Below are 24083 nucleotides of genomic sequence, written 5' to 3' on the forward strand. Positions count from 1 at the left end.
GCATGGCGTCGGCTTCGGCGGACGCCATGCACACACGACGAAAAGCGCTGCCGCCGACAGGCCTCCGGAGTTCCGGCCGCACCTCACGCAGGTGCTCGACGCCCGCAGGGGAGCGGACGTCACAAGGACGTGGAGCCGCGGGGACCTGGAGCGTTCGCTCGACCTCGCCCGCATCTGCGTGCGACTCGGCGCGGGGTAGGGCGGCCGGACGGCGGAAGGCGGCGGTGAGTTCCTTGGGTTCGGCGGTAGCCGGCTCGCCGGCCAGCAGCAGGACGCGGGTCCAGGCCAGAAGGCCGATGGCCGCGAGGCTGAACTCGAACCAGGCGGCGTTGACGGAGAACAAGCGGGATGGGAAGCGTCCGCCCGGTTCATCGCCCCGCCCCAATCGAGCACATCGATATTGGCCGACCGGACAGCTCCCACCGCGGCGCAGCTCACGATGCTGGGCAGATGCGTCGACTGGAGGTATCCGCCGTGACAGAACACCGCGCCGTGGTGAATCGAACCACTGGGCAGGAGGACGGTGCCCGGCCCGAGAGCCGGGAACGAGAGCGTGCGGCCGCGATGATCGCGGACATCGAGCGGCTGGTGCGCTGCGAGTCCCCCTCGGACGACCTGGCCGCGGTCGCCCGCAGCGCCGAGTTGGTGGCCCGGATCGGCGCCGGTCACCTCGGGGCCGAGGCGGAGCGGGTAGTCATCGACGGATGCACGCATGTGCGGTGGCGCTTCGGCCGGACCCCGCGCGTGCTGCTCATCGGACATCACGACACGGTGTGGCCGGTCGGGTCGTTGAAGAGCCATCCGTTCGAGGTTCGCGACGGGGTGCTGCGCGGACCCGGTTGCTTCGACATGAAGGCCGGCCTGGTGATGGCGTTCCACGCCTTGGCGGACCTGATCGGCACGGGGGCACGGACGGGTGTGTCCGGACCCGGGGCCGCGCATCCGCTGGACGGTGTGACCCTCCTCATCACCGGTGACGAGGAGCCGGGTTCGCCCTCGTCCCGGGAGCTCATCGAGGGCGAGGCCCGCTCCCACGCTGCCGCCCTCGTACTGGAGGCCGCCGGACCGGGTGGGGCCCTGAAGACGGAACGCAAAGGGGTGTCGCGCTACGAGGTGCGGGTTCGAGGACGTGCCGCGCACTCCGGCCTCGAGCCGGAGCGTGGCGTGAACGCGACGATCGAGGCCGCCCACCAGATCCTGGCCGTGGCCGCACTGGGCGATGCGGCACACGGTACGACTGTCACGCCGACCCGCCTGGAGGCGGGCACCACGAGCAACACCGTCCCCGCCTCGGCACGCTTCGACGTCGACGTCCGCATAGGGGACGCGGCGGAGCAGCACCGTGTGGACCGGGCGATGCGCGACCTGCGCGCCCGGCCGGCCGGCGCAGCCGTGGCGGTCACAGGTGGTCCGAACCGGCCGCCCTTGCAGGCCACCGCATCGAAGGATCTCTTTGCGCGGGCGTGCCGGCTCGCGACGGACCTCGGGCTCGGCCCGCTCACACAGGTGGCCGTCGGCGGCGCCTCCGACGGAAATCTCGCCGCGGGAGTCGGCACCCCCACCCTCGACGGCCTGGGAGCGGTGGGCGGCGGCGCGCATGCCGACGACGAACATCTCCTCGTCGCGGAGCTGCCGCGGCGGACCCGACTGCTCACCGCGTTGGTGGCCGACCTCCTGGCACCGCAGGACGGCTGTCCGCCCGGACGAAGCGGGAGCCCGCATCCTGTGCCCTCGAACCAGCTGCGCGAAGATCGGGGTTGAAACCATGACCTGCGTGACCGATCTCCTGCGCGACCGCACCGAATCCCCGCCCGTCGACGCGGCGTACGCCGCGGCCGAGACCGCCGCGCGCGTCGCGGGCATCGACATCCGTTCCCTGGACAGTGTCAGTGAGCTCGAGGCCGTTCGGCGCCTGTACGAGCAGATCTGGCGCACCGGCGAGAACAGTCCGGTGGTGACCGCCGACCTGCTGCGCGCGCTGGCGAAGGCGGGCAGTTACGTCAGCGGCGCCTTCGTGGGGGACGAACTGGTCGGCTCCTGCTTCGGGTTCTTCTCCCCGCCGGCGCGCGCGGCCCTGCACAGCCACATCGCAGGGGTGCTGCCCCACGTGCGGCGGCGCAACGTCGGCTTCGCCCTGAAACTGCACCAGCGGGCCTGGACGCTGGCACGGGGCGTGGGCGAGATCTGCTGGACGTACGACCCCTTGGTGCGCCGCAACGCGTACTTCAACATCGCCAAGCTCGCTGCCGAGCCTGCCGAGTACCTGCCGGACTTCTACGGCCCCATCGACGACGGGATCAACCGCAGCGACGACAGCGACCGGATTCTGGTGCGGTGGCGTCTGGCGTCCCCGGACGTCGAGTCGGTCTGCGCCGGGCGGCCCGGACCGGCCGACGCGGAAGTCGCCCGGTCGCGCGGAGCGACCGTCGCCCTCGGAGTCTCCGCCACGGGCGCGCCGTCGGTGGGGCGCACCGGCGGCAACGCACGCACCGTACTGGTGGCCGTACCCGAGGACATCGAGGCACTGCGCGAGAGCGACCCGGCGTGCGCCGTGAGCTGGCGCACGGCGGTACGGGACGTGCTGGGCGGACTCCTCGCCGACGGCGCGCGGGTGCGCGGCTTCGACCCGGCGGGCTGGTACGTCGTGGACCGCGGAAGTCCGACGCAGGTCGCCGACGGCACGCGCCGGCACGGAACACACCACAACGAAGCGCCAGAGGAGACAGCGTGAAGGTCACCGGAGTCGAACTGCGCACCATCAAGGCACCCCTCGTATCCCCGTTCCGCACCTCGTTCGGCACCGAGACCGTGCGGGAGGCCCTCCTGGTGCGTGTCGTCACCGACGAGGCCGAGGGCTGGGGCGAGTGCGGCGCGGGCACCGCTCCTCAGTACTCGTCGCAGTACACGCACGCCGCCGCGGACGTCCTCAGCCGCTTCCTGGTCCCGGCGCTCGCCGGGGTGGCCGACCTCGACGCCCACCAGGTCGCCCCGGCCCTGGCCGGGTTCAAGGGGCACCGGATGGCCAAGGCCGCCCTGGAGACGGCGGTGCTGGACGCGGACCTCCGGGCCCGGGGAGTGCCCCTCGCACACGCCCTCGGCGCGGTCCGCGACAGAGTGCCGTGCGGGGTGTCGGTGGGGATCACGGAATCGATCCCCGCACTCCTCGACGCCGTCGCCGGATATCTGGACGCCGGCTATCTGCGGATCAAGCTGAAGATCGAACCCGGCTGGGACATCGAGCCGGTGCGCGCCGTCCGCGAACGGTTCGGCGACATCCCGCTGCAGGTGGACGCCAACGCCGCCTATCGCCGCGGCGACGCCCGCCATCTGGCCCGGCTCGACCCGTTCGCCCTCCTGATGCTGGAGCAGCCTCTCGCGGAGGACGACCTCCTCGGCCACGCGGAACTCGCGAAGCGCATCACCACCCCGATCTGCCTCGACGAGTCGATCGTCTCCGCCCGCGCCGCCGCCGACGCGCTCGTGCTCGGCGCCTGCCACGTGGTCAACATCAAGCCGGGCCGCGTCGGCGGCTATCTGGAGGCGCGGCGGATCCACGACGTCTGCGCGGCGCACGGCGTCCCCGTCTGGTGCGGCGGCATGCTCGAGACGGGACTGGGCCGCGCCGCCAACGTGGCGCTTGCCGCACTGCCCGGGTTCGTGCTGCCCGGCGACACCTCGGCCTCCGACCGCTACTACCGGACCGACATCACCGCACCGTTCCACCTCGTGGACGGACATCTCGCCGTGCCGACCGGGCCGGGCCTCGGCGTCACCCCCGTCCCGGAGATTCTGGACGAGGTGACGGACTCGACGACCTGGGTGCCCGTCCCCTGAGGCCCTCACCGCGCCGGCCCGTTCGTCCGTGTGGACGAACGGGCCGGCATCATTACGTCATGCGCGACCAACTCCGATGCCGGTGGGCCGGGCTAGTTTCGGCCCCGTGCTCATTCCCGTGACCAGCCTTCCGCGAGCAAGCCTCGCGCGTGTCCTGGAGGAACTCGGTTCCACCCTGCTCGACGTGGTCTGCGGTGACGCGGAACGCGCCGACGGCATCGGCGGCGTCGTCATCCACGACCCACTCGACGAGCCGGAACTCCCGGACAACGCACTGGTACTGGGCGTGGCCCTGCACGACCTCTCCGACATCGCCCGAGTCGTCACCCGCCTGGGGCAGCGCGGCGCCGCCGCCCTGGTGGTCCGCGCGCCTGTCACCGCCGACGAGGCGCTGATCGATGCGGCCGAAGCGTCGGGCGTGGCCGTGCTCTCCTTCGCCCGCGGCGCCTCCTGGACGCACCTGGCGGGGATGCTCCGGACGCTGACGACCGACAGCAACCGGCATGACGTGGATGGTCACACGGCCGACCGGATCGAGTCCGGCGACCTCTTCGCGGTCGCCAACGCGATTGCCGCGCTGCTGGACGCGCCCGTCACCATCGAGGACCGCAACTCGCGCCTGCTGGCTTTCTCCAGCCGGCAGGAGGACATCGACACCTCGCGGGTCCAGACGATCCTGGGCCGGCAGGTCCCCGAGCACTACACGCGCATCCTTGAGGAACGCGGGGTGTTCCAGGCGATCTACCGCAGCGACCGCCCCGTCTTCGTCGCGTCTCTCCCCGAGTCGGGCGACACGACGCAGCCGCCCGAACTGCCGCGCGCGGCGATCGCCGTGCGCGCCGGGGACGAGATCCTCGGCGCGATCTGGGTGGTCGTCGCCGGGCCGCTGAGCGAGGACCGCAGCGAAGTGCTCTACGAGGCGTCCAAGCTGGTCGCGATGCACATGGTGTGGCAGCGCGCGGACGCGGACATGGAAAGGCGGCAGCGCGCGGAGCTGCTGGCCACCGCGCTGGAGAGCGGCCCTGGATCACCCGAGGCGATCCGCCGCCTCGGCCTGAAGGACGAGCCCGCCGTCGTTCTCGCACTCACCGTCGTCGACGCGGCGGATGAACACCGGCTGCCCGCCCGTACCGCCACCGAACGTAAACGTCTCACTGACGCGTTCGCCATGCATCTGGCCGCGGTGCACCCGCGCGCCACCGCGGCGCTGATCGGCGACATCGCGTACGGCATCCTGCCCCTTCTTCCGCAGAACCGGCACGACGCCGAGGAACGGGCGGCCCGCATCGCCACCGAGTTCCTGGCCCGCGTGGGCTCCCGGCTGCGCCCCGTGATCGGCGTAGGGCCGTACGCCGAGGACAGTGCGGCGCTGGCCCGGTCGCGTACCGGAGCCGAGCAAGCCTCGCGCGTCCTGCGGTCGGGAACCGCCGGGCCGCCGGTCGCCCGTCTGGACGACGTCCACGTCGAGGCACTGCTGCTGGAGCTCGCCGACCTCGTCCCGCGCGGGGACCTGCCCAGCGGCGTCGTCGCACGCGTCCTCGCCTACGACGAGATCCACGCGACCAACCTGGCCGAGACGCTGCAGAGTTGGCTCGACGCCTTCGGCGATGTCGCCACGGCCGCCGCCTCGATGTTCGTGCACCCCAACACGTTCCGCTACCGGCTTCGGCGCGCGGCGGAGGTCGGCCGGATCGACCTGAATGATCCGTCCGCACGTCTCTCGGCCATGCTGCAGCTGCACCTGATGTCGCTCAGGTCCGCCCCGGACGGCGGATGAGCGGACAGGCCGTCCCGCCCGCTCATCCGGAAGCCTCCTGACGGCCCAGACCGAGTGTCCTGATCAGAAAGGCCAGCCACTCGGCGTCCTGTGCGGTCGCGACCTCGTACGACGTCGCCGCGCCGTGCCCGGCGTTGTCGAAGACGTGCAGGAGGATCGGCGCGTCCCCTTCCTGTGCCGCCTGCAGGCGAGCGGCGAACTTGCGCGCATGCCAGGGAGGACACCGCGGATCGGTAGCCCCGGCCTGAAGATAGATCGCCGGGAAGACGCCGGGCCCGACCAACTGGTAGGGCGAGAGCCGCAGCAGCCGCCGTACTTCCGCAGGATCGTCCGGATCCGCCCACGCCTTGCGGATGACGAAGTCCAGATAGGGATCGCGGGTGCCCCCGATGAGGTCGAGGAGCGGCGCCATCGGCAGCACGGCACACCACAGCTTGGGGCGCGTCGTGAGGGCGACCCCGCACATGAGACCACCGTCGGAGCCACCGGTCAGCGCGAGCCGCTCGGGTGTGGTGAGCCCGGTGGCGATGAGGTGCTCGGCGACGGCGATGAGGTCGCGGTCGCGCACGTGCTTGCGTTCCCGGTGCGCGGCCAGGTACCAGTCGCGGCCGAACTCGCCGCCCCCGCGCAGATGCGCCTGTACGAGCACGCCGCCGGCCGCGACGAAGGCGGCCATCTCGGGCTGGTACTGCGGCAGCAGAGGCACGTTCGCCGCTCCGTACGCGGAGATCAGCGTGGGCGCGGGCCGCGTCGGGTCGCTGCCCGCCGGTCGCACCACGTGGTATGGGATCTCCACGCCGTCGGGTGCGACGGCCCGCTCGAACGTCACGTCGGCGTCGAGGGTGACCGCCGGGGCCGACAGCGTCTCGATGTCCGCCTCTCCCGGACGGTGCCGATAGACGCCCCAGGAGCTGGTCGGGGTGGAGAAGGCGAAGACGAAGTCGTCCGGGGGAGAGCCCGCGGCCAGGCCGGTCAGGGCGAAGAACGGTGCGGAGAGCGCCCCCTGCCCGGGTAGCGGAACCTCCCCGGTGACGGCGCCGGAGCGGTCGAGGATCCGTACCCGGGCGCACGTCCGGTCGAACTCACTGAGGTACAGATGGTCACCGACCGGAGACAAGGACCGCAGCACCGTCTCGCCCTCCGGCACCAACTCCGTCCACGATGCCGGGTCGTTGGGGTCGGCGGCATCCAGCGGGAGCGCCACGACGCGCCCGCGTGGTGCCGCTACATCGGTCACCGCGATGTAGCGGTCGCCGACGATGTGTCCGGCGACGGTCCCGGCGCAGTCGGTGACGAAGGGACGCCAGGGGGTGACGGGCCGGGACAGATCGCGTACGGCGACCGGAACAGGACTGCCCACCCGGTGACTTGCGACGGCCCAGCGGCCGTCGGCCGAGAACTGCACGAGTGTGTACTCCTGGGAGCCCTCACCGACCGGGATCGGTTCCACCACGGTGCTGCCCGCGCTGTCCCGCGTGGCGAGCCGGTGACGGTACACGGCCTGCCGGAACTCATGCGGCGAACCGGTCAGGGCGAGGAAGAAGAAGCCGCTGCTGTCGGGCAGCCACGACACGCCACCGGCCCACGCGCTGTGCAGGACCTGCCGCGGCGCGCCGTCCAGTACGCGCCCCGAGTCCACCTCGATGAGCCGGACCGTGTTGTGCTCGCTGCCGTCGGTGCAGACGCCCAGGGCCAGGACGCGACCGTTCGGCGACGGCGCGAGCCACGACAGGAACGCGGGGTTCTGCCCGTCGCCGAACGCGGACAGGTCGACCACCGGTCGGCCCGCGCCGAACGGCCGGTCGGCGACGACCACGCTGGGCGCCGCCGCACCGGGTGCGTTCACGGCGCGGAACCAGCGGCCCGCCGCGAACCTCGGCAGTGCCGGGCGGGACCCGGCATCGTAGGTCTCGATCAGCTTCCGTACGGCCGCAGGGTCCTGCCCGTCGTAGGCGATCGAAGTGGCGAGTTCGGCCTGTCGGCGCTGCCACCGCTGTACCTCGTCGGTCTCCGGCTCCAGCCACCGGTACGGGTCCGGCACCCGGACGCCCGCGACGTCCTCGAAGGCGTCGACGGTCCGCGCGGGCGGATACGGCGGAGGGCTGCTGTTCACTGTGACTCCGACTCCTCGGTGTCCCGGAGACCGTCGAGGTCTCCGGGACGCATGGACTGATCTGCTGGTGCATCTGCGTCCGGGGCCGCCTCGAAGCCCGCTCGCGCGGCCGCGACGAACTCGGCACGCAGCCGCTCGAACGCCCCGGGGATCCGGTTCACCCGCCGGACGTGGAGCAGCGCGTCGTAGGCAGCCGGGAAGTCGTCGACGGGGTCGAGCTCCCCACCGGCGAGCGTCCCCTCGACGCCGTCGAAGAAGCCGGCGGGCGCGCGGCGCGGATCGAGGAGGGTCACCTCCGGGCCGAGACGGTCGAGCCGCGATTCGACGGACTCCGGCGTCAGGGTCCGCGCCCCGAGCGTGACGTCGCAGTCGAACGGACGCGACGACCGCTGGGTGAAGGTGACTTCGGGCCCGGAGCCGTACGTCATCCCGATGACGACGAGGTCCGCTCCCAGCTCGGAGGAGAGCAGACCGCCCAGGGTCGGCCGACCGTGCAGCGGTGTCCGGCGGACGTGTGCGTTGTGGGCGCTCACCACGATGCGCCGCTCCCGGCGCAGGATCCACTCCACGCTGCGCGCCATGAACGCCTCCCGCGGATAGGGACCCTGCGAGGAGGTCCCGTCCTCGTCGGCCTCGGCGACGAAGGCTTCGAGCGAGGCCGCGCACCACAGGGCGATCTCGGCGTCCTCGTCGTCCGGGCCGCTGTGCCGGCGGTGACGGAGTGCGCGCTCGTCCAGTCCGCGAAGGCCGTCGAGCAGCCGGGCACGGTCCGAGGAGGACATCGCCGCGTAACGGACCGCCGCCTGCGACCGGTCGCCCAGATCGCTCAGCCGCAGCAACTCCTCGTCGCCCGGACGTGCGGGCAGCCGGTCGAGGCAGGCACGGACCGCCGGGCCGGGGGAGGTGGACGAGCCGGGCAGGTCCATTCCGTAGAAGGCGACCTTCGCAGACCCGCCGGAGTTGCGCCGGCGCATCCAGCGCAGTTGCCTCCGCATCGGCTCGCACTCGCCGAAGCGGTAGGTGATGCCGTCCCGGGCGACGGTCCCGACCCGTCCCGGCCCGCCGTCGATCCACTCGTCGACGGCCAGCCCCTCGGCGAATCCGGACTCCAGGACCAGCCCGGTGAACCCGCACTCCCGGACCAGGAACCGGAACAGCAGGTCCCTGAGCCCGTAGAACTCCGTGATGTTGTGCGCGCCCTCGCCGAGGGCCACCACCCGCGCTCCGCCGATCAGTTGACGCAGCGCAGCCATGTCCGCAGACGTGTTGTGGAACGTATCCATGACGGCTCACCACCTTCCCGCGCGCGGCATTCAGTTGTGGAAGTACCAGAGTTCCGGCGTATACAGGAAGCTGAGCAGTGAGCTGAACGACGACGGCGGCCCGGAGAGGCTGCTCTTCCACACGACGAGGGTGTGCGGAGTCGGGAAGTAGAGCACCGGCAGGTCCTTGCCGAGGTGGGTCACCTCGGCCGACAGGGCCTTGGAATCCGCTCCGAACGTCGACGCGTCGATCAGCTTGTCCGCCTCGGCGTCGCGGTACCCGCCGAGATTGAAGCTGCCTCCCGTGTTGAACACGGTGTTGCTGCTCGGGTATCCGGCCGCCAGGTACAGCGGTCCGTAGTCCTGTGCCGCCCACTTGTTCTTGTTGGCGGGCGCGAAGGAGTTGCCGTAGTTGGTGTACAGGTAGTTGAGCGACTTGCTCACGAGCGTGATCTTGAGGCCCAGCTTCTTGGCCTCCGATGCGAAGGCGGTGTCCCGGGCGCCGACGTACGCCGGGGTGTTCGCGGAGGCGAGGGAGAAGTCGATCGTCTGCCCGCGCGGGATGCCCGCCCCGCACTCGCCGGCCCCGGTGCCCGGGTGTTGGCAGCTGGTGGCGCCGCCCGGCTCGACCTTCCAGCCGTGGCCGGTGAGCAGGTTCTTGGCGGCGGCCGGGTCGTACGGGTAGGGCGCCTGGTCACCGAACGCGGGCGGGTACGGGGAGTCGCTGCCCGCGGTGGTGTAGTTGGGGGAGGCGGCACCGTTGTACACGCCCCGGCTCCTGATGTAGCCCTGTTGGTCGATCAGGTGTTGTAGGGCCTGGCGGATGTACGGCTGCGCGATCACCTTGTCGAAGTGGTGGGTGGTGTTTTCGAAGTTCAGGACAAGCGGGTCGAACCGGGCGGGCGCCGGGGCGCCGTAGACGTGGTAGCCCTTCTTCTTCAGCGCGCCGATCTGCATGATGAAGCTGGAGTCCAGCGTTCCGACGGTCAGGTTGCCGGCCTTGAACTGGTTGAGGACCGCCGGGGCGGAGGTGAACGACTTGAAGTCGACCCGGTCGAGCCGTGAGCCGCCGGGGCCGCTGTAGGACGTGTTGGGGACCAGGGAGAACGAGCCGGTCGTGGGGTCGAAGCTCTTCAGACGGTACGGGCCGTTGACCACCTGCCAGAGCGGGTTGTCGGCGAATGTGGCCTGGGACTCCGACTGCTTGGTGAGGTAGGTGTAGATGGCCCTGGCGTTCTCCGGCTGCGTGTAGTCCAGGTGCGGCCCCGAGGTGCGGGCGATGTTCCACTCCTTGGAGGGCATCACGTACAGCAGGGTCAGCATCGACATCAGGTAGGACGGGTTGTACGCGGTCGTGGACCTGAGGGTGAGCTCGTCCGACGCGGTGGCCTTCGCGGTGATGCCGTCGGGAAACTGCCCCGGGGTGTAGAAGCTCCAGTTGGCCGGGCTCTCCTTGAGCGCGGCCTTCAGCAGGGCCAGGGAGAAGACGACGTCGTCGGCGGTGACCGGCCTGCCGTTGGACCATGAGTAGTCCTTCATCCTGATGCTCACGGTCTTGCGGTCGGTGCTGTAGCGGGGCGCTTCGGCCAGGCTCAGTGCGGCGTCCGCGATCTGGTCGCCCTCACCACTGGGGCGGTAGAGGGAGCGCCACAGGAGCCCCCGGGCGATGACGGTGCCGTTGGCGGACGCCGGCGGATACGGATAGATGTAGTTGGGGCTCAGCCCTGGAGTCAGCGCGACCGTGACCGTGCCGCCGTCCTTGGGCTTCCCGGACTCCTTCGGCAGAGTCTTGTAACCGCCCTGCAGATCCTTGGCCAGGTCGCCGCCGGTGCACGCCGTGGCCAGTACGGCGAGCACGGCGGCGAGCACCGCGAAGCGGCGTCCTCGCGCCTTGCCGGGCACATGTGTCATGGATGGCTCCCTGCGAGGTGTGGTGGAAGAAGGTGAAGAGGTGACGGTCGTGGCGAGCGGCCTCAGCCGGCCCGGTGACCGAGCGCGTCGCGGAACGCGTCCGCCAGCAGGTTGAGCCCCAGCACCGTGACGATGACGCAGATGCCGACGGGATACACCAGCCACCAGTAGTCGGCGGAGATGAACGTCGCGCCGTTGGCAAGCTGGCTGCCCCAGTCCGCGGTCGGGTATGTCAGACCGAAGCCCAGGAAGCCCAGAGCGGCGACGACGAGGATCGCGTCGGCCACCTGGAAGGTGATGACGACGATGATCACGCTGAGCGCGTTCGGAATCAGGTGGGTGAGGATGAGCCGTGGGCGGGAGGCCCCCATCACCCGGGCCGCCAGCACGAACTCCCGTACCCGCAGGGTCAGGACCTCGCCGCGGACGAGCCGGGCGGAGACCAGCCAGGAGAACCCGCCGATGACCAGGCTCAGCGACACGGCGTTCGCGTGGAAGCGCACCGAGAGGATCAGGACGAAGAAGAGGAAGGGGACCGACAGCAGGGTGTCGACCACCCGCATCAGGAACCCGTCGACGATCCCGCCGGCGAGTCCGGCGACGGCGCCGTAGACCGTACCGATCGTGGTGGCGAACAACGCGGCGAGCAGCCCGATCTGCAAGGACACCCTGCCGCCCGCCATGAGGCGGCCGAGCACGTCGAACCCGTTGAGGTCCGTCCCGAGCGGATGCTCGGTGCTGGGCGGCAGAGCCGCGTTCACCAGATCCACGTCGGTCTGGTTGGTCGGGTAGAGCAGGGGGCCGAGGAAACAGAACCCGACGACGAGTATCAGAAGCAGCCCGCCGACGAGGCCCAGCGGGTGGTGCCGCAGTGCGCGCAGCACCGGTTTCAAGGTGAACCGCTCGTGCACGTCCATCGGTTCGGCCGGGCCGGCTGCTGACGGCGCCGTGGCGCCCGCCTCCAGGGCCCCCGCCGTGTCCGTGTGTCGTGAGGTCATTTGTTCAACTCGATTCGGCTGTCGGCGGCGGCGACCGCGATGTCGGCGACGAAGTTGCCGGCCACGGTGAGGACGCCGCCGATCAGGGTGTAGGCGAGGAGAACCGGGTAGTCCTCGTGCTGCAGGCTGTTGAGGAACAGCAGGCCGAGGCCGGGGTAGTTGAAGAGCGACTCGACGATCAGGTTGCCTGCCAGGAGGCTGGGGATGAGCGTGCCGACCAGCGTGATCAGCGGCAGACAGGCGTTGCGCAGCAGGTGGCGCGTCAGGACGCTCCGCTCCGGGAGCCCTTTGGCGCGGGCGACCCGGATGTAGTCCTGGCCGAGCTGGTCGAGAGCCGACGAGCGCTGGTACTGGGAGAAGATCGCGACGCTGGTGACAGCGAGCGTGATGACGGGCAGGGCCATGGCGCGGGGATCGGTGAGGACCACCCACGAGGAGTGCGACTGGGACGCCTCGGCAGGGAAGAATGGCAGGGACTGGCTGAACACGGCGATCAGGATCAGGCCCAGCAGGAACGACGGAGTCGCGTAGAGCACATAGGAGGCCGCCGTGGCGGCGCGGTCGACGAGACTGTTGCGGCGGACCGCCTGGAGGATGCCGAGCGGGACGGCGATCAGCAGCGCGAGGACCAGGCCGGCGAGCGACAGCATCGCGCTGCGACCGGCGTTCTGCGTCAGTACCGCCCCCACGTTCTCGTTGAGCTTGTAGGACCTGCCCAGGTCACCGTGGGCGAGCTGGCCCAGATAGCTGAGGTACTGCACGACGAGCGGCCGGTCGAACCCGTGCTCCCGGTTGAAGTCGGCCACGGCCTGGGGGGACGCGCGCTGTCCCAGGACCACACGGCCCGGGTCGTCCGAGACCACGTGCAGCAGGAAGAACACCAACGCGGAGATGCCCAGCAGGACGACGAAGGAGATCGCCAGCCGTCGGACCACGTACCAGCTCATGCGTGACCAGCTCCTCTCCGGGAGATCCGTGGGGTCCCTGACATGCAGGGGAGTGGTGAGTGACGGTTCATCGTGCGGAGAGCTCCTCGGGCTGTGCGGCCGGCAAGCGCAGGGGGTGGTGGCAGGCGACCTTGTGCGTGCCGGTGAGGGTCGCGAGGGCGGGCTCCGTCGCCGCGCACACCTCGGTCGCCAGCGGACATCGGGTGCGGAACCGGCAGCCGCTGGGCGGATCGATGGGACTGGGCAGTTCGCCGCGCACGCGCGTGCCCGGCCGGGGGCGCGGCGCCGCGGGGTCCGCCTCGGGAACCGCCGCGAGCAGCCCCGCGGTGTACGGGTGCGCGGTGGACCCGTACACCTCCTCGGTGGTGCCGGTCTCCATCAACTTGCCCAGGTACATGACTCCGACGCGGTCGGCCAGGTACCGCACGACCGCGAGATCGTGGGAGATCACGACACTGCTCAGTTCGCGTTCACGTTGGACGCGGAGCATCAGATTGAGGATCTGGGAACGGATGGAGACGTCCAGCGCGCTGACCGGCTCGTCGGCGACCAGCACCTTCGGGTCCAGAGCCAGCGCGCGGGCCAGCCCCACCCGTTGGCGCTGTCCCCCGGAGAGTTCGTGGGGGTAGCGCTCCAGGACGCCCGACGGCAGCCCCACGTCCCCGAGGAGCTCGCGGGCCCGCGCGGTCCGGGCGGCGCGCCTGCCGATGCCCTGGATCGCGAGGGGCTCGCGCAGGATCGCGCCGATGCGCATCCGGGGGTCGAGAGAGGAGTTCGAGTCCTGGAACATCATCTGCAACTGGGACCGGCGTGGTGCGAGTTCGCGGGCACTCATACCGGTCACCGAAGCGCCGTCGAAGATCACCTCGCCCGACGTGGGCCGGTTCAGGGCCACGAGCATGCGGCCCAGCGAGGACTTGCCGCACCCTGACTCCCCGACCAGGCCGAACGTCTCACCGGGTGCCACGTCGAAGCTCACTCCGGAGACCGCCTTGACAGTGCGGCGCCGCCCGAGGAGGCCCCGTCCGCCCACCGGGTACTCAAGTCCGAGATCGACGATCCGCAGCCGCGGCGTCGTCTCGCGTGCGGCAGGGGCCTCTTGGGAGACGGCGGGCCGTGCGACGGCCGATGCCCCTGAGCCGGTACGGACTGCTGCCGTGGCGACCGGGTGCCAGCACGCGTGGGTGTGCCCGTCCTCCTCCACCGAGAGCGGCGGCCGCTCCTCGTGGCAGCGGTCCGTCGCGGTCGCGCAGCGCGGCGCGAAAGGACAGCCCGCGGGGGAGGCGGCCAGATCCGGCGGTGTGCCGGGAATACTGAAGAGCTGCTCGCGCCGGTCCTGGGTGAGCGAGGGGATCGAGGACAGCAGCGCATGGGTGTAGCGGTGCCGGGTATGGCTGAAAAGAGCTGGTGTCGGCCCGGTCTCGGCCACGCGCCCGGCGTACATCACGCCCACCCGGTCGGCGTGCCGGGCGATCACTCCCATGTCGTGGGTGATGAGGATCATCGACATGCCCAGCCGGGACCTGAGGTCGTCCAGGAGATCGAGGATCTCCGCCTGGATGGAGACGTCGAGCGCGGTGGTCGGCTCGTCCGCGATGACGACCCGCGGCTCGCACGCCAGGGCCATCGCGATCATCACGCGTTGCCGCATGCCGCCCGAGAGCTGGTGCGGATGGTCGTCCAGCCGTTCGAGGGGCTTCGGTATCCCGACCAGGTCGAGCAGCTCCGCGGCACGTGCGCGCGCGGTCTGCTTCGACGCGCCCTGGTGCAACCGCACCGGTTCGGCGACCTGTTCGCCGATGCGGCGGGTGGGGTTCAAGGCCGTCATCGAATCCTGGAACACCATCGCGATGTCGTTGCCGCGGAGGGCCCGGTACCGGTCCGCGGGGAGTCCGACGAGCTCCGTACCGCCGAAGTCGATCGAGCCGCCGGTCACCCGGCCACCGGCCGGCAGCATGCCCATCACGGCCAGGCCGGTCATGGACTTGCCGGATCCGGTCTCCCCGACGATCCCCAGGGTCTCCCCGCGATCGAGCGCCAGACTGACGTCCGAGACCGGGTGGACGATCCGGTCGCCCCGGCGGATCTCGACCGACAGATTGCGGATCGTCAGCACTCGGCTGCCGTCCGCGGGCTCACGTGCGTTCTCAAAACCATCGCTCGCGCGCACGATATGGCTCTCCATCTCCTCGACCATCCGACGATTTTGAGACACGTACGTCAGGCGTCGTTCGTCGGGTTCACTGAACATTCAGGTGTGCGTCGTTCCGATCGCACGAAGGGAATCTCCTGCCGTGCACGGCGCTCAGCCGGCGGACGCGGGCCGGCCCAGTTCGTTCCGCAGCAGGCGCCGTACGTTCTCCCCCAGGACCGCGACGATGTCGCGCTCCGGCCACCCCCGCTGTTGCAGCGCATCGGTGACCAGCGGCAGCCCGGCCGGACCCGCAAGGCCGGGCAGATAGGCGTCGGCCGGCACTCCCTCGACGAAGGCCGTCTCGCAGCACGGGGGAGTGGTGTCGGCAAGTACTTCCTTGATGAAGTCGGGACCCAGCCCGACGTGCTCGACGCCGGCCACCCCGGCAATGTGTTCGATGTGGTCGATCAGTCGGCCGATCGAGTAGTCGCTCTCGTGCAGGTACGGAGCGAAGAAGTTCACGCACACCACTCCGCCGCCCGCGGCGACCCCCCGGATCTGCTCGTCGTCAAGGTTGCGGTGGTGGTCGAAGAGCGCCCGTGCGCTGGAGTGCGTGGCGATCAACGGCCGTGAGGACAGCTCCAGGACGTGCTCGACCCCGGACGCGCCGAGATGACTGATGTCGTAGAGCATGCCGAGGCGCTCCATCTCGGCCAGCGCCGCGACCCCGGAGCGGGTCAGCCGGCCGCCCGTCGCGTCCTCACCGCTGCCGTCGGCCAGGGAGGTGCGACCGAAGTGGGCCAGGGAGGCGATCCTGACCCCCAGCCGGAACAGGGTCTCCAGCAGCTCCACGTCGTCGCCCACGCCCGGTGCGCTCTCCAGTGCCAGCACCAGGGCGATCCGGCCCTCAGCCAGCGTCCGGTCGACCTGGGCGCCGTCCGTGCACAGCGTGACGGCATCGGCGTTGCCGGCCGCGAGCCGGTGCGCCGCCTCGATCATGCGCAGCGTGCGGCGAAGCGCCCCCTCCGGCCGGTACGGATCCTCGACGAACACCGGCAGCGCCTGAAGGTTCACCCCGCCGGCCCGCAATTGCGGCAGCCAGCGCTCCCGGAAGAACTCCGCCCAGTGGTCCACCGGCCGGGCGACCACCGCACACAGCAGGTCGTTGTGCAGGTCTGCCACGATCGCGCGTCGGTGCATCTCGTTCATCGCTGTGCCCGTCGTTCGGCCCGGCCGGTGTGCAGATACAGCGCGTGTCCCTGCCCGTCGTCACCGAGGAAGGCGAGCGGCGCGTGGACCCCGCGCTCCGGCTCGACCGGGATCAAGGTGTCACCGCGCCTGCCGACCAGCTCCGTGCGGTACGGCGCCTCGTCCAGTTCGGCGATGGCTCCCCGGGGAGCGCGCTCCAGCCACAGCCGCCCGGCGGTGTCCCGGCTCACCGTGGTCTCGGCGGTGCTGGACGTGTACGTACCGACGTACCGGGACGTCTCCGCAACGGGAGCGCCCACGTCCGGCACCGGCGAGGCGGGCAGACCGACCCCGGCGAGTTCACCGAGGACCCGGCCCGCGATCTCCGTGTACACGCGCCGTGACAGGCCGCCGTTGGTGACGATCGCCACCGCGACATCCCGCTCCGGCACCAGGCGCAGGAACGCCGACTGACCGATGGTGTTCCCGTCGTGTCCGATGACCGTGCCGCCCGACAGGTCGAAGAGCTCCCAGCCGAGCCCCCAGGCGGCGCCCTGGTCGATGTCGGGCAGCGTGACCTGCGGCTGCTGCATGGCCTGGACGGTCTCCGGGCCGAGCACGGTCACCCCGTCGGGGCCCCGGCCTCCGGCGAGGTGCATCCGGGCGAAGGCCAGCAGATCGCGCGCACGCATCGCCAGCATCGATCCGGCCGGTGCGTTCGAGCGTGCCAGGGCCCACACCGGCGTCGGCTCGAGCGGCGCCCCCGGCACCGTCCCGATGTGACCCACTGCCGTGCGGTGGACGATCGCCTCGTAGGGGTCACTCGCGGTGTGACTCATACCCAGCGGAGCGAACAGGTGCCGCCGGGCGCAGACGTCGAACGGCTCCTCGCGCAGCACCTCGACGATCCGCCCGAGCACGCAGTACCCGGCGTTGTTGTACGAGAACATCGCGCCCGGCTCGAAGAGCTGCGGCACGTCCCGCAGGACGCCCAGGTACTTCTCCAGGCAGTCGTCACCCTTGCCGGTGTCGGTGAAGATGTCTCCCTCGAAACCCGCGACGTGACTCAGCAGATGCCGTGTGGTGATCCCTCGCGCCGCTTTTTCGTCGGCGATCCGGAACTCCGGCAGGACGGCCCGTACGGGAGCGTCCAGATCCAGTCGTCCCTCGTCGGCCAACTGCATGACCAGCGTCGCGGTCATCACCTTGGTGATCGACCCGATCTGGAAGAGGGAGTCCGCCGTGGCGTCGACCCCGGTGGCCGTGCTCAGTACACCGGCCGCGGATTCGACCCATTCATCACCGGCTTGGACCGCCACGGCGGCCCCGGGCACCTGGCTCTCGATGAGCAGATCTGGCAATCGGCGGCGCAACCAGGCACCGACCTCCGCCAGCTTGTTCAGCTGCTCCGACCCGTCCAGCTTCTGCACGGCATCCCTCCCTGCTCGACTGCGCAGGAGCTTAGGACCTGCGGAAACCGCCCTCTTCGTCCACTCCCACCACATGCGGCCAGAGCATTGGTGCGACTGGCCGAACCGGGCGGCTCGCCTTCGACGGGTGGGGGAGCAGGCTACGAGGAGGCCCTCCCGGCGGTCGGCGCACATCGTCCACGCGTGTTCTCGATGACACAGCACGTGGAGGGCACGATCGGGCACCTTGACGGTTGTCTCGACGGAGGTCGGCGGACACGAACCGGGACAACCCGGAGCGGCAGGTGCGGTTGAGCTTCTTGGACTGACCGAGATCGCTCGCGGAGGTCCTGCCGCCAATTCGGCCGAGGTACGCGGGCTCAGCTCGCGGTCGCCGTTCGAACTCCCAGGGCGACCAGCACGGCCCCCGCCAGACGGCTCGTCCCACGTCGGAATCGAGGTGTGTCGATCGCCGCGCGCGCAGCGGCGACCACAGATGTCCAGAACAGCAGCCACACCAGCACGACGGCCACATGGACGATCGCAAGCGTCGCGATCTGTGGCGCGACGGGGCGGTTCGACGTGAGGAACTGCGGTACCAAGGTGAGATGGACCGACGCGGCCTTCGGGTTGAGGACGTTGGACCACAGCCCCTGGCCAAACCCTCCGAGCCGAGCCCATGGCAAGCGCCATCGCCTCCGTGCCGTTGGTTCGACGCCTCGACGCGTCGAACGCCACGTGGTCACGCCCAGCCAGATCAGATAGATGCCGCCCAGGAGCTTCACCACCGTCAACGCCTGAGCCGACGACATGACGAGGGCCGACAAACCGATCGCGGCGAGTGTTGCGTGCACCAGGAGCCCGCACGCGGAGCCAAATGCGGCGCGCACACCGTCGGACCGCGATCCCGCGATCACCTGTTGCGTGACCAGCGTGAAGCTCGTGCCGGGAATCAATGTGAGGGGTGTGACGGCGACCATGAAGCCGAGTACCTGATGCCACTGCACGCAACGAGCCTATGCAACGCTTGCCGTCTCGTGAAGCGTAGGTCTCGGGTTCGAATCCAGCGATCGGCTCGCGCGCTGAAGGTGGGTCATCGAGCGGACCATGACCTGGCTGACCGACTACGGCGGACCCGACCACCACGACGAACGCCACCCCCGCAACCACTCGCCGTTCTCGGGCTCGCCGTCATCCTCCGCTACTGCAAACGACGACTCCGGCAACTCACAACACAGGACACCGGCCGGGGAGGGGCGGGCGTATCAGAGATCCGTAAGTGGCGTATGGAATGCGTCAGTGCTGCTTCTCCTGTGTACGCGGGCCGACGCAAGATCGTTCTCGGCCTCGGAACCGGGGCCGAGTGAACACCCGGGAGCGGTGGAAACCGCTGCCCGGGAAAGGAGTTGGTCATGTCGCATTCCCAGGCCGCAGAGCCGTTGAAGCGTGCGGAGATCTCCAAGCGTGCCGCACTGAGCGTGGCAGCGCTCGCCGTTGCCGGAGGGGCGTTCTTCGTGCCGTCCGTCGGGGACGCCGCCGCGTCCCCGGCCTCGGACCAGAGGATCGAGGCCGGGTGCGGGGATTGCTACCCCGACGTCATGTGATCGGCTGACCGACGCGCACGCGAGTGCGCGCAAGCGCGTCCGGGACCCGCCGGTGCTCACACCGGCGGGTCCACTCGGAGAGGGACGGAACAATGGACTGGCTGGAACGGTGCGTACCGAACGTGGAGCAGCTCCTGGGTACGTACTGGCGGAAGGAACCGGTGCTTCTGCGGCCGCAGGACCCGCCGTTGGAGGTGCTGACACTCTCGGACGTGGACGTGCTCCTCGACGCGGGGCTGCTGCGCGTTCCGTATGTCGGCCTGTACACCGCACAGGGGAGCATCGCCGATGAGCGTTTCTGTCCGACGCGCGTCATCACCGGGAGCCCTGCCCAGGGGTACGTCGATGCGGCGGCGGTCCGACGACTGATCGATGAGGAACGGGCGACCCTGCAGTTCCGTTACGTCGACCAATGGCATCCCCCGGTGCGTGAACTCACGAGGGGTGTTGCCGAGCGGCTCGGCCGTCTTGTCGAGGCGTTCTTCTTCCTGAGTCGTCCCGGCCGCCGGGGTCCGGTGCACCGGGACGACGGGGACCTGCTGGCCATCCAGCTCAGCGGTGCCAAGCACTGGCAGGTGTACGCCGGTCCGGCCGACGGCGACTGGGCGCCGGTCCGCGAGGAGAATCCGGGAGCGCCACTGCTGGACACGGTCCTTGAGACCGGTGATGTGCTGTACGTGCCGAGAGGTTTCGCGCACACCGCCACGGCCGTGGGCGACTCCTCGTCGGCTCATCTGACCGTGGTGGTGAGGGAGGCCGGTGCGGAGCATCTGCGCACCGCTCTGCTGACGGGGATCGTCGACGGCCTGGCTCTGCCTGGCCGTCCGCTGGACGATGACGCCCTGCTGCGCACCGCGGCCGACCTCCTGGACCATCTCGGCGCGCAGCTCGACGCAGTCACCCCGGACGATGTCATCGGCAGGGCACGACCGCGTGCGTACAGCAACCGTCAGACCGTCTGATCACGCCGACGGCATGGAACGTGGAGAGGCAACGATGGACCCGCTTGCACGATATGTGGGCGACGAGCAGGCATTTCGTCACACCCTGTGGCGCCGCACACCCGCCGTACTGCACCCCCGCACACCCCCGACGGAGCTGCTGACGGTCGCCGAGCTGGACAGGATCCTGGATGCAGGTCTCCTCACCACCCCTTACGCGACGCTCGTGCACGAGGACGGTCCGGTACCGGAGGAGCGTTACTGTTCTCCCCGAGTCGTCCTGGGCGGGATCGACAACCGCTACGTGGATGCCGGGGCCGTGCGCCGACTGATCGGCGAGGAGGGAGCCACGCTCCTACTGCGGTACGTCGACCAGTGGCACGCAGGTGTGCGGGAACTGGCCGATGGGCTTGCGGAGTGTTTTCAACGCCAGGTGGAGGCGTTCTTCTTCCTCACCCCGCCGGGGACGCAGGGCCGTCCGGTGCACCGCGACGACGCCGACGTGCTGGCCGTGCAGATACACGGCTCGAAGCGGTGGCGTGTGTATCCGGGACCGCCCGACGGGAACTGGCAGCCCGAGCGCGTGGACGGCGACCCGGGGGATCCGCTGCTGGACGTGGTTCTGCGTCAGGGCGAAGTCCTCTACGTACCGAGGGCGTTCGCGCATGTGGCCGAAGCCACCGGGGGGAGCGCGTCCGCGCATCTCTCGTTCACGGTCCGCGAGGCCGGCTCCGCCCACTTGTACGCCGTTCTTGAGGCACTCCTGCTGGACGGCGACGGACTGCCCGCCCGGCCCAACGATGACGCAGCGCTGACCGGGGCCGCGCACGACCTCATCGCGCATTTCCACCGCACGCTCGCCGGCCTCACGCCAGAAGAGTTGGTACATCTGGCCCGGGGTGCGATGCGCCGCGAAAAGCACACCACCGCGGGTTCTTTGAGCGCACTGCTGGGCTGACCGGTGGTGCCTGGACCGGGACGTCGTTGTCGTGACGGATCTGTTCGATCTTGTCGCGGTACTCGGCGATATCGCGCTGGTCCGGCTCATTGGCGATGAACCGGATCCTGCGGCTGGCGGCATTCCGTACGAAGCGCTCCGCCATGCTGTCCATGGTCACGCCGGTGACCAGCAGCGCGACGCCCACCATGGCGACGACGTTGTCGTGCTCGGTGGTCAAGGCGCTGGTCCAGTCGGTGACCACGTGCGTGGCGGTGGCGACGTGTCACAGGCCCGCTGGTCGTCCAGGCGTTGCGGGCCCGGCGCTGCCAACAGCCGGACATCTCCGTCACCATCGCCGGTGCCATCACTCACTTTTCCGAGATCCGGGCTGGATCTCATCGATGCGGCCTGCATGCCACCGCAGCCCGCCGATGACGCGAAACACCCCAAGGGTAGGAAGACGTACGCCATGCTTGCCGAGGGGCAGCGGCTGCGTGCACGGGGCGCGGATGTGGTCGTCGGCCTCGTCGAGCCGCATGGTCGCCGGCCGACCGCGGCCATGGCCGACGGCCTGGAGACGATGGCCCGCCGTACGCTGAGCCACCGCGGTGCGCTCTTCACCGAGATGGATCTCGACGCGGTGCTGGCCCGCCGCCCCCAGGTCGCGCTGGTCGACGAGCTGGCACACTCCAACGTTCCGGGGGCCCGCAACGCCAAGCGGTGGCAGGACGTGGAGGAGCTCCAGGACGCCGGCATCGATGTTGTCACCACGCTCAATGTCCAGCACCTGGAGTCCCTCAACGACGCGGTACGGCAGATCACGGGGGTCGCGCAGCGGGAGACCCTGCCCGATGAGGTGGCCCGCCGGGCCGACCAGATCGAACTGGTCGACCTGCCACCGGAGGTGCTCCGCCGCCGCATGGTCCATGGCGACATCTACGCGCCGGACCGCATCGAGTCCGCCCTCACCCACTACTTCCGGGTCGGCAACCTCACCGCCCTGCGCGAAATCGCCTTGCTGTGGCTGGCCGACCGGGTGGAGGAAGGGCTGCAGCGCTACCGCGCGGAACATGGCATCGTCGCTCCCTGGGAGACCCGGGAGCGCATCCTCGTGTCCCTGAGCGGCGGGCCGGAGGGGGAGACGTTGATCCGCCGTGCTGCTCGGATCAGCGCTCGTACACCCGGCACCGAGCTGCTGGCCCTCCACGTGGTCCCGGAGGACGGACTCGCCGACGTCGACCCGGCAGTACTGGACGCCCAGCGCACCCTTCTGGAGTCGCTCGGCGGCAGCTACCACCAGACCACGGGCGAGGATGTCGTCGATGCCCTGCTCCAGTTCGCCGAGGCGGAGAACGTCACCCAGATCGTGCTGGGCGCGAGCCGGCACGGTCGCCTCGCCTCCCTCCTGAGAGCAGGTGTGGGAGAGCGGACGATCAAGGGGTCCGGCCCCATCGACGTGCACATCGTCACCCATAGGGAGGCAGCAGGGGCTGCCGTGCTGAGGCTTCCGCATCCGAGCCGTGGCACGGGCCCAAGGCGGTATTGGGCTGCGCTGGTCGGCGCCGTGGTGCTGCTGCCTGTACTGACGCTCCTGCTGACCGCGGTGGGTGGCCACCTCGGCCTCTCCAGCGACCTGGTGATCTATCTGCTCGCCGTCGTCGTGGTCGCCCTGGTCGGAGGACTCTGCCCGGCGCTGCTCGCCGCCATCGCCGCGGCACTGCTCGCCGATTACTACTTCATCGCACCGGTGCACTCGCTGGCCATCGCGCGCCCTGACGCGATCACCGCGCTCGTGGTGTTCATCGCCACGGCCGCTCTCGTCGGCACGGCAGCGGGAATGGCTGCCCAGCGTACGCACCAGGCGGTACGCGCGACATCCGAGGCGCGGGCGTTGAGCCGCCTGGCCGCCGCCATGATGCGTGGCCAGGATCTGACGGCACTGGTGGAGCAGATCCGGGAGAACTTCGGTCTCAGTGCGATCAGCCTGCTCGAAAGGGACCCGGAAGCATCTCCCGTGCCCCGTTGGTACGTGGTCGCCAGCGCCGGGGAGCGGCCACCGGAAAAGCCCTACGAGGCGGATGTGGAGAGCCCCGTCGACGACAATCTCACACTGGCCGCGCGCGGCTCAGGACTGAGTACGGAGGACCAGCGCATCCTCGCTGCGTGCGCCGCCGAACTGGGGCTGGCTCATGCGCGAGGGCGGATCGCCGGGTGTTCCGACGGCACGGACACCTTCGCTGACGCCGAACGTACCCGGGCATCCCTGCTTCTCGCGGCAGGACGCGATCTGCGTGCTCCGCTGCACACGGCCGAAGAAGCGCTCGTGCGCCTGCGGCGTCGACGCGCCGGCGCGACTCTCCCGGAGGAGGCGCAGTGGTTGGACGCTGCCCACGCGGCGGTACACCGTGCGGCGCAGTTGGTCACTGATCTCGACGATGTGAGTCGCTTGCACGCCGGGGCACTCGACCTCTACCTCCGCCCGGTCGACCTCAACGAGATGCTGGGCGCTGCCTTGGACGACCTCGGGCCCGGCGGCCACTCGGTCATTCTGCGCCTGCCGGAACAGCTGCCCGATGTGATCGCCGACGCCGCTCTTCTCACCCGCGCCCTGACCGCCCTGGGGGCCGATGCATTGCGTCACAGCCCGCCGGACCGGCCTCCCGTCGTCACCGCCGAGGTCCAGGTCGGCCACGTGAGGATTCGGGTGGAGGACGGCACGCCCGACCGGGGTCCGGAACCGAGCCCCGAGGCATCCCGGGCTCCGGGTCCCAGGGCCGGCAGTCTGGCTGTGCGGCTGTCGCGCGACTTGGCCGAGGCCATGGACGGGGCCCTGGAGACGGCCGCTGAGAGCACGGGTTTCTCGGTGATGCTCACTCTTCCGAGTTCCGCGCCCGGCGGCAGCGCGACATCCGGCCGCAACGAGTGAATCCGCGCACTTCACCGTCATCCCATCGGCGCACAGAGTGGCAGGGCAATCCCGACGTCAACTGATATAGCGTCATAAATGAATCGATCCCCTTTTCCG

18 protein-coding genes are annotated in these 24083 nt (G+C 70.2%); 8 read left to right on the forward strand and 10 right to left on the reverse strand.

The annotated features are described in order from the left end of the window. The first annotated feature begins 564 nt into the window (after positions 1–564). From OG520_RS34895 to OG520_RS34910, 4 genes are all read left to right on the forward strand, one after another. The gene (locus tag OG520_RS34895; RefSeq protein WP_406016631.1) at positions 565–1761 is read left to right on the forward strand and encodes a M20 family metallopeptidase; all 1197 of its coding nucleotides are present in this window, start codon (positions 565–567) and stop codon (positions 1759–1761) included. Positions 1762–1774: 13 nt separating this feature from the next. Beyond that, positions 1775–2731 (forward strand): GNAT family N-acetyltransferase, encoded by a 957-nt coding sequence (locus OG520_RS34900; RefSeq protein ID WP_406015760.1) that lies wholly within the window; start codon positions 1775–1777, stop codon positions 2729–2731. Then, on the forward strand, positions 2728–3834 hold the full coding sequence (gene menC / locus OG520_RS34905) for an o-succinylbenzoate synthase (protein ID WP_406015761.1): 1107 nt from the start codon (positions 2728–2730) through the stop codon (positions 3832–3834). Before OG520_RS34900 ends, menC begins: the two co-directional genes overlap by 4 nt. A 106-nt stretch (positions 3835–3940) precedes the next feature. After that, positions 3941–5611 carry a PucR family transcriptional regulator gene (locus OG520_RS34910; protein ID WP_406015762.1) on the forward strand — a complete coding sequence of 557 codons (1671 nt, stop codon included), beginning with the start codon at positions 3941–3943 and terminating at the stop codon, positions 5609–5611. 22 nt (positions 5612–5633) lie between these two features. Here the strand turns inward: OG520_RS34910 and OG520_RS34915 are convergent, their stop codons facing one another. The 9 genes from OG520_RS34915 to OG520_RS34955 form a co-directional block, all read right to left on the reverse strand. Further along, positions 5634–7724: a prolyl oligopeptidase family serine peptidase gene (locus tag OG520_RS34915; protein ID WP_406015763.1), complete on the reverse strand. Its 2091-nt coding sequence runs from the start codon at positions 7722–7724 to the stop codon at positions 5634–5636. Then, positions 7721–9007, reverse strand: a complete 1287-nt coding sequence (locus tag OG520_RS34920; RefSeq protein WP_406015764.1) for an erythromycin esterase family protein — start codon at positions 9005–9007, stop codon at positions 7721–7723. Before OG520_RS34920 ends, OG520_RS34915 begins: the two co-directional genes overlap by 4 nt. A gap of 30 nt (positions 9008–9037) precedes the next feature. Beyond that, positions 9038–10897 carry an ABC transporter substrate-binding protein gene (locus tag OG520_RS34925; protein ID WP_406015765.1) on the reverse strand — a complete coding sequence of 620 codons (1860 nt, stop codon included), beginning with the start codon at positions 10895–10897 and terminating at the stop codon, positions 9038–9040. A gap of 62 nt (positions 10898–10959) precedes the next feature. Next, positions 10960–11895, reverse strand: coding sequence for an ABC transporter permease (locus tag OG520_RS34930; protein ID WP_406015766.1), 936 nt, complete (start codon positions 11893–11895; stop codon positions 10960–10962). Continuing rightward, positions 11892–12842 (reverse strand): ABC transporter permease, encoded by a 951-nt coding sequence (locus OG520_RS34935; protein ID WP_406015767.1) that lies wholly within the window; start codon positions 12840–12842, stop codon positions 11892–11894. The genes OG520_RS34930 and OG520_RS34935 overlap by 4 nt, the downstream gene beginning before the upstream one ends. 67 nt (positions 12843–12909) lie before the next feature. After that, positions 12910–15039: a dipeptide ABC transporter ATP-binding protein gene (locus OG520_RS34940; RefSeq protein WP_406015768.1), complete on the reverse strand. Its 2130-nt coding sequence runs from the start codon at positions 15037–15039 to the stop codon at positions 12910–12912. A 108-nt stretch (positions 15040–15147) separates the two neighbouring features. Next, the gene (locus tag OG520_RS34945) at positions 15148–16185 is read right to left on the reverse strand and encodes a dipeptidase (RefSeq protein ID WP_406015769.1); all 1038 of its coding nucleotides are present in this window, start codon (positions 16183–16185) and stop codon (positions 15148–15150) included. Then, complete coding sequence (locus tag OG520_RS34950) at positions 16182–17594, reverse strand: serine hydrolase domain-containing protein (protein WP_406015770.1); 1413 nt, start codon at positions 17592–17594, stop codon at positions 16182–16184. Before OG520_RS34950 ends, OG520_RS34945 begins: the two co-directional genes overlap by 4 nt. Before the next feature lie 359 nt (positions 17595–17953). Then, positions 17954–18580 carry a LysE family translocator gene (locus tag OG520_RS34955; protein WP_406015771.1) on the reverse strand — a complete coding sequence of 209 codons (627 nt, stop codon included), beginning with the start codon at positions 18578–18580 and terminating at the stop codon, positions 17954–17956. Between the two features lie 405 nt (positions 18581–18985). On the opposite strand from OG520_RS34955, the gene OG520_RS34960 reads away from it, so the two are divergent. The 3 genes from OG520_RS34960 (at position 18986) to OG520_RS34970 (ending at position 21076) form a co-directional block, all read left to right on the forward strand. Further along, entirely contained in the window at positions 18986–19177 is a 192-nt protein-coding gene (locus tag OG520_RS34960; protein WP_406015772.1) for a hypothetical protein, read from the forward strand. 92 nt (positions 19178–19269) lie between these two features. Continuing rightward, positions 19270–20139: a JmjC domain-containing protein gene (locus OG520_RS34965; protein WP_399331745.1), complete on the forward strand. Its 870-nt coding sequence runs from the start codon at positions 19270–19272 to the stop codon at positions 20137–20139. 34 nt (positions 20140–20173) lie between these two features. Continuing rightward, the gene (locus OG520_RS34970; protein WP_406015773.1) at positions 20174–21076 is read left to right on the forward strand and encodes a JmjC domain-containing protein; all 903 of its coding nucleotides are present in this window, start codon (positions 20174–20176) and stop codon (positions 21074–21076) included. On the opposite strand, the gene OG520_RS34975 is transcribed toward OG520_RS34970, so the two are convergent. After that, the gene (locus tag OG520_RS34975; protein WP_406016685.1) at positions 20985–21320 is read right to left on the reverse strand and encodes a hypothetical protein; all 336 of its coding nucleotides are present in this window, start codon (positions 21318–21320) and stop codon (positions 20985–20987) included. The two genes, OG520_RS34970 and OG520_RS34975, sit on opposite strands and share 92 nt — an antisense overlap. A 207-nt stretch (positions 21321–21527) precedes the next feature. Here OG520_RS34975 and OG520_RS34980 point away from each other — a divergent pair, with 207 nt between their 5' ends. Next, positions 21528–23984, forward strand: a complete 2457-nt coding sequence (locus tag OG520_RS34980; RefSeq protein WP_406015774.1) for a DUF4118 domain-containing protein — start codon at positions 21528–21530, stop codon at positions 23982–23984. The last annotated feature ends 99 nt before the right edge of the window (positions 23985–24083 follow it).

The organism is Streptomyces sp. NBC_00984 (assembly GCF_045162475.1).
Lineage (GTDB): Bacteria > Actinomycetota > Actinomycetes > Streptomycetales > Streptomycetaceae > Streptomyces.

Bases quoted from the DNA above. Each gene is read 5' to 3' on its own strand.
- OG520_RS34945 (WP_406015769.1), bottom strand. From the start codon at position 16,185: ATGAACGAGATGCACCGACGCGCGATCGTGGCAGACCTGCACAACGAC.
- OG520_RS34935 (WP_406015767.1), bottom strand. From the start codon at position 12,842: ATGAGCTGGTACGTGGTCCGACGGCTGGCGATCTCCTTCGTCGTCCTG.
- OG520_RS34895 (WP_406016631.1), top strand. From the start codon at position 565: ATGATCGCGGACATCGAGCGGCTGGTGCGCTGCGAGTCCCCCTCGGAC.
- OG520_RS34980 (WP_406015774.1), top strand. From the start codon at position 21,528: ATGCTTGCCGAGGGGCAGCGGCTGCGTGCACGGGGCGCGGATGTGGTC.
- OG520_RS34965 (WP_399331745.1), top strand. From the start codon at position 19,270: ATGGACTGGCTGGAACGGTGCGTACCGAACGTGGAGCAGCTCCTGGGT.
- OG520_RS34970 (WP_406015773.1), top strand. From the start codon at position 20,174: ATGGACCCGCTTGCACGATATGTGGGCGACGAGCAGGCATTTCGTCAC.
- OG520_RS34930 (WP_406015766.1), bottom strand. From the start codon at position 11,895: ATGACCTCACGACACACGGACACGGCGGGGGCCCTGGAGGCGGGCGCC.
- OG520_RS34940 (WP_406015768.1), bottom strand. From the start codon at position 15,039: ATGGTCGAGGAGATGGAGAGCCATATCGTGCGCGCGAGCGATGGTTTT.
- OG520_RS34960 (WP_406015772.1), top strand. From the start codon at position 18,986: ATGTCGCATTCCCAGGCCGCAGAGCCGTTGAAGCGTGCGGAGATCTCC.
- OG520_RS34925 (WP_406015765.1), bottom strand. From the start codon at position 10,897: ATGACACATGTGCCCGGCAAGGCGCGAGGACGCCGCTTCGCGGTGCTC.
- OG520_RS34920 (WP_406015764.1), bottom strand. From the start codon at position 9,007: ATGGATACGTTCCACAACACGTCTGCGGACATGGCTGCGCTGCGTCAA.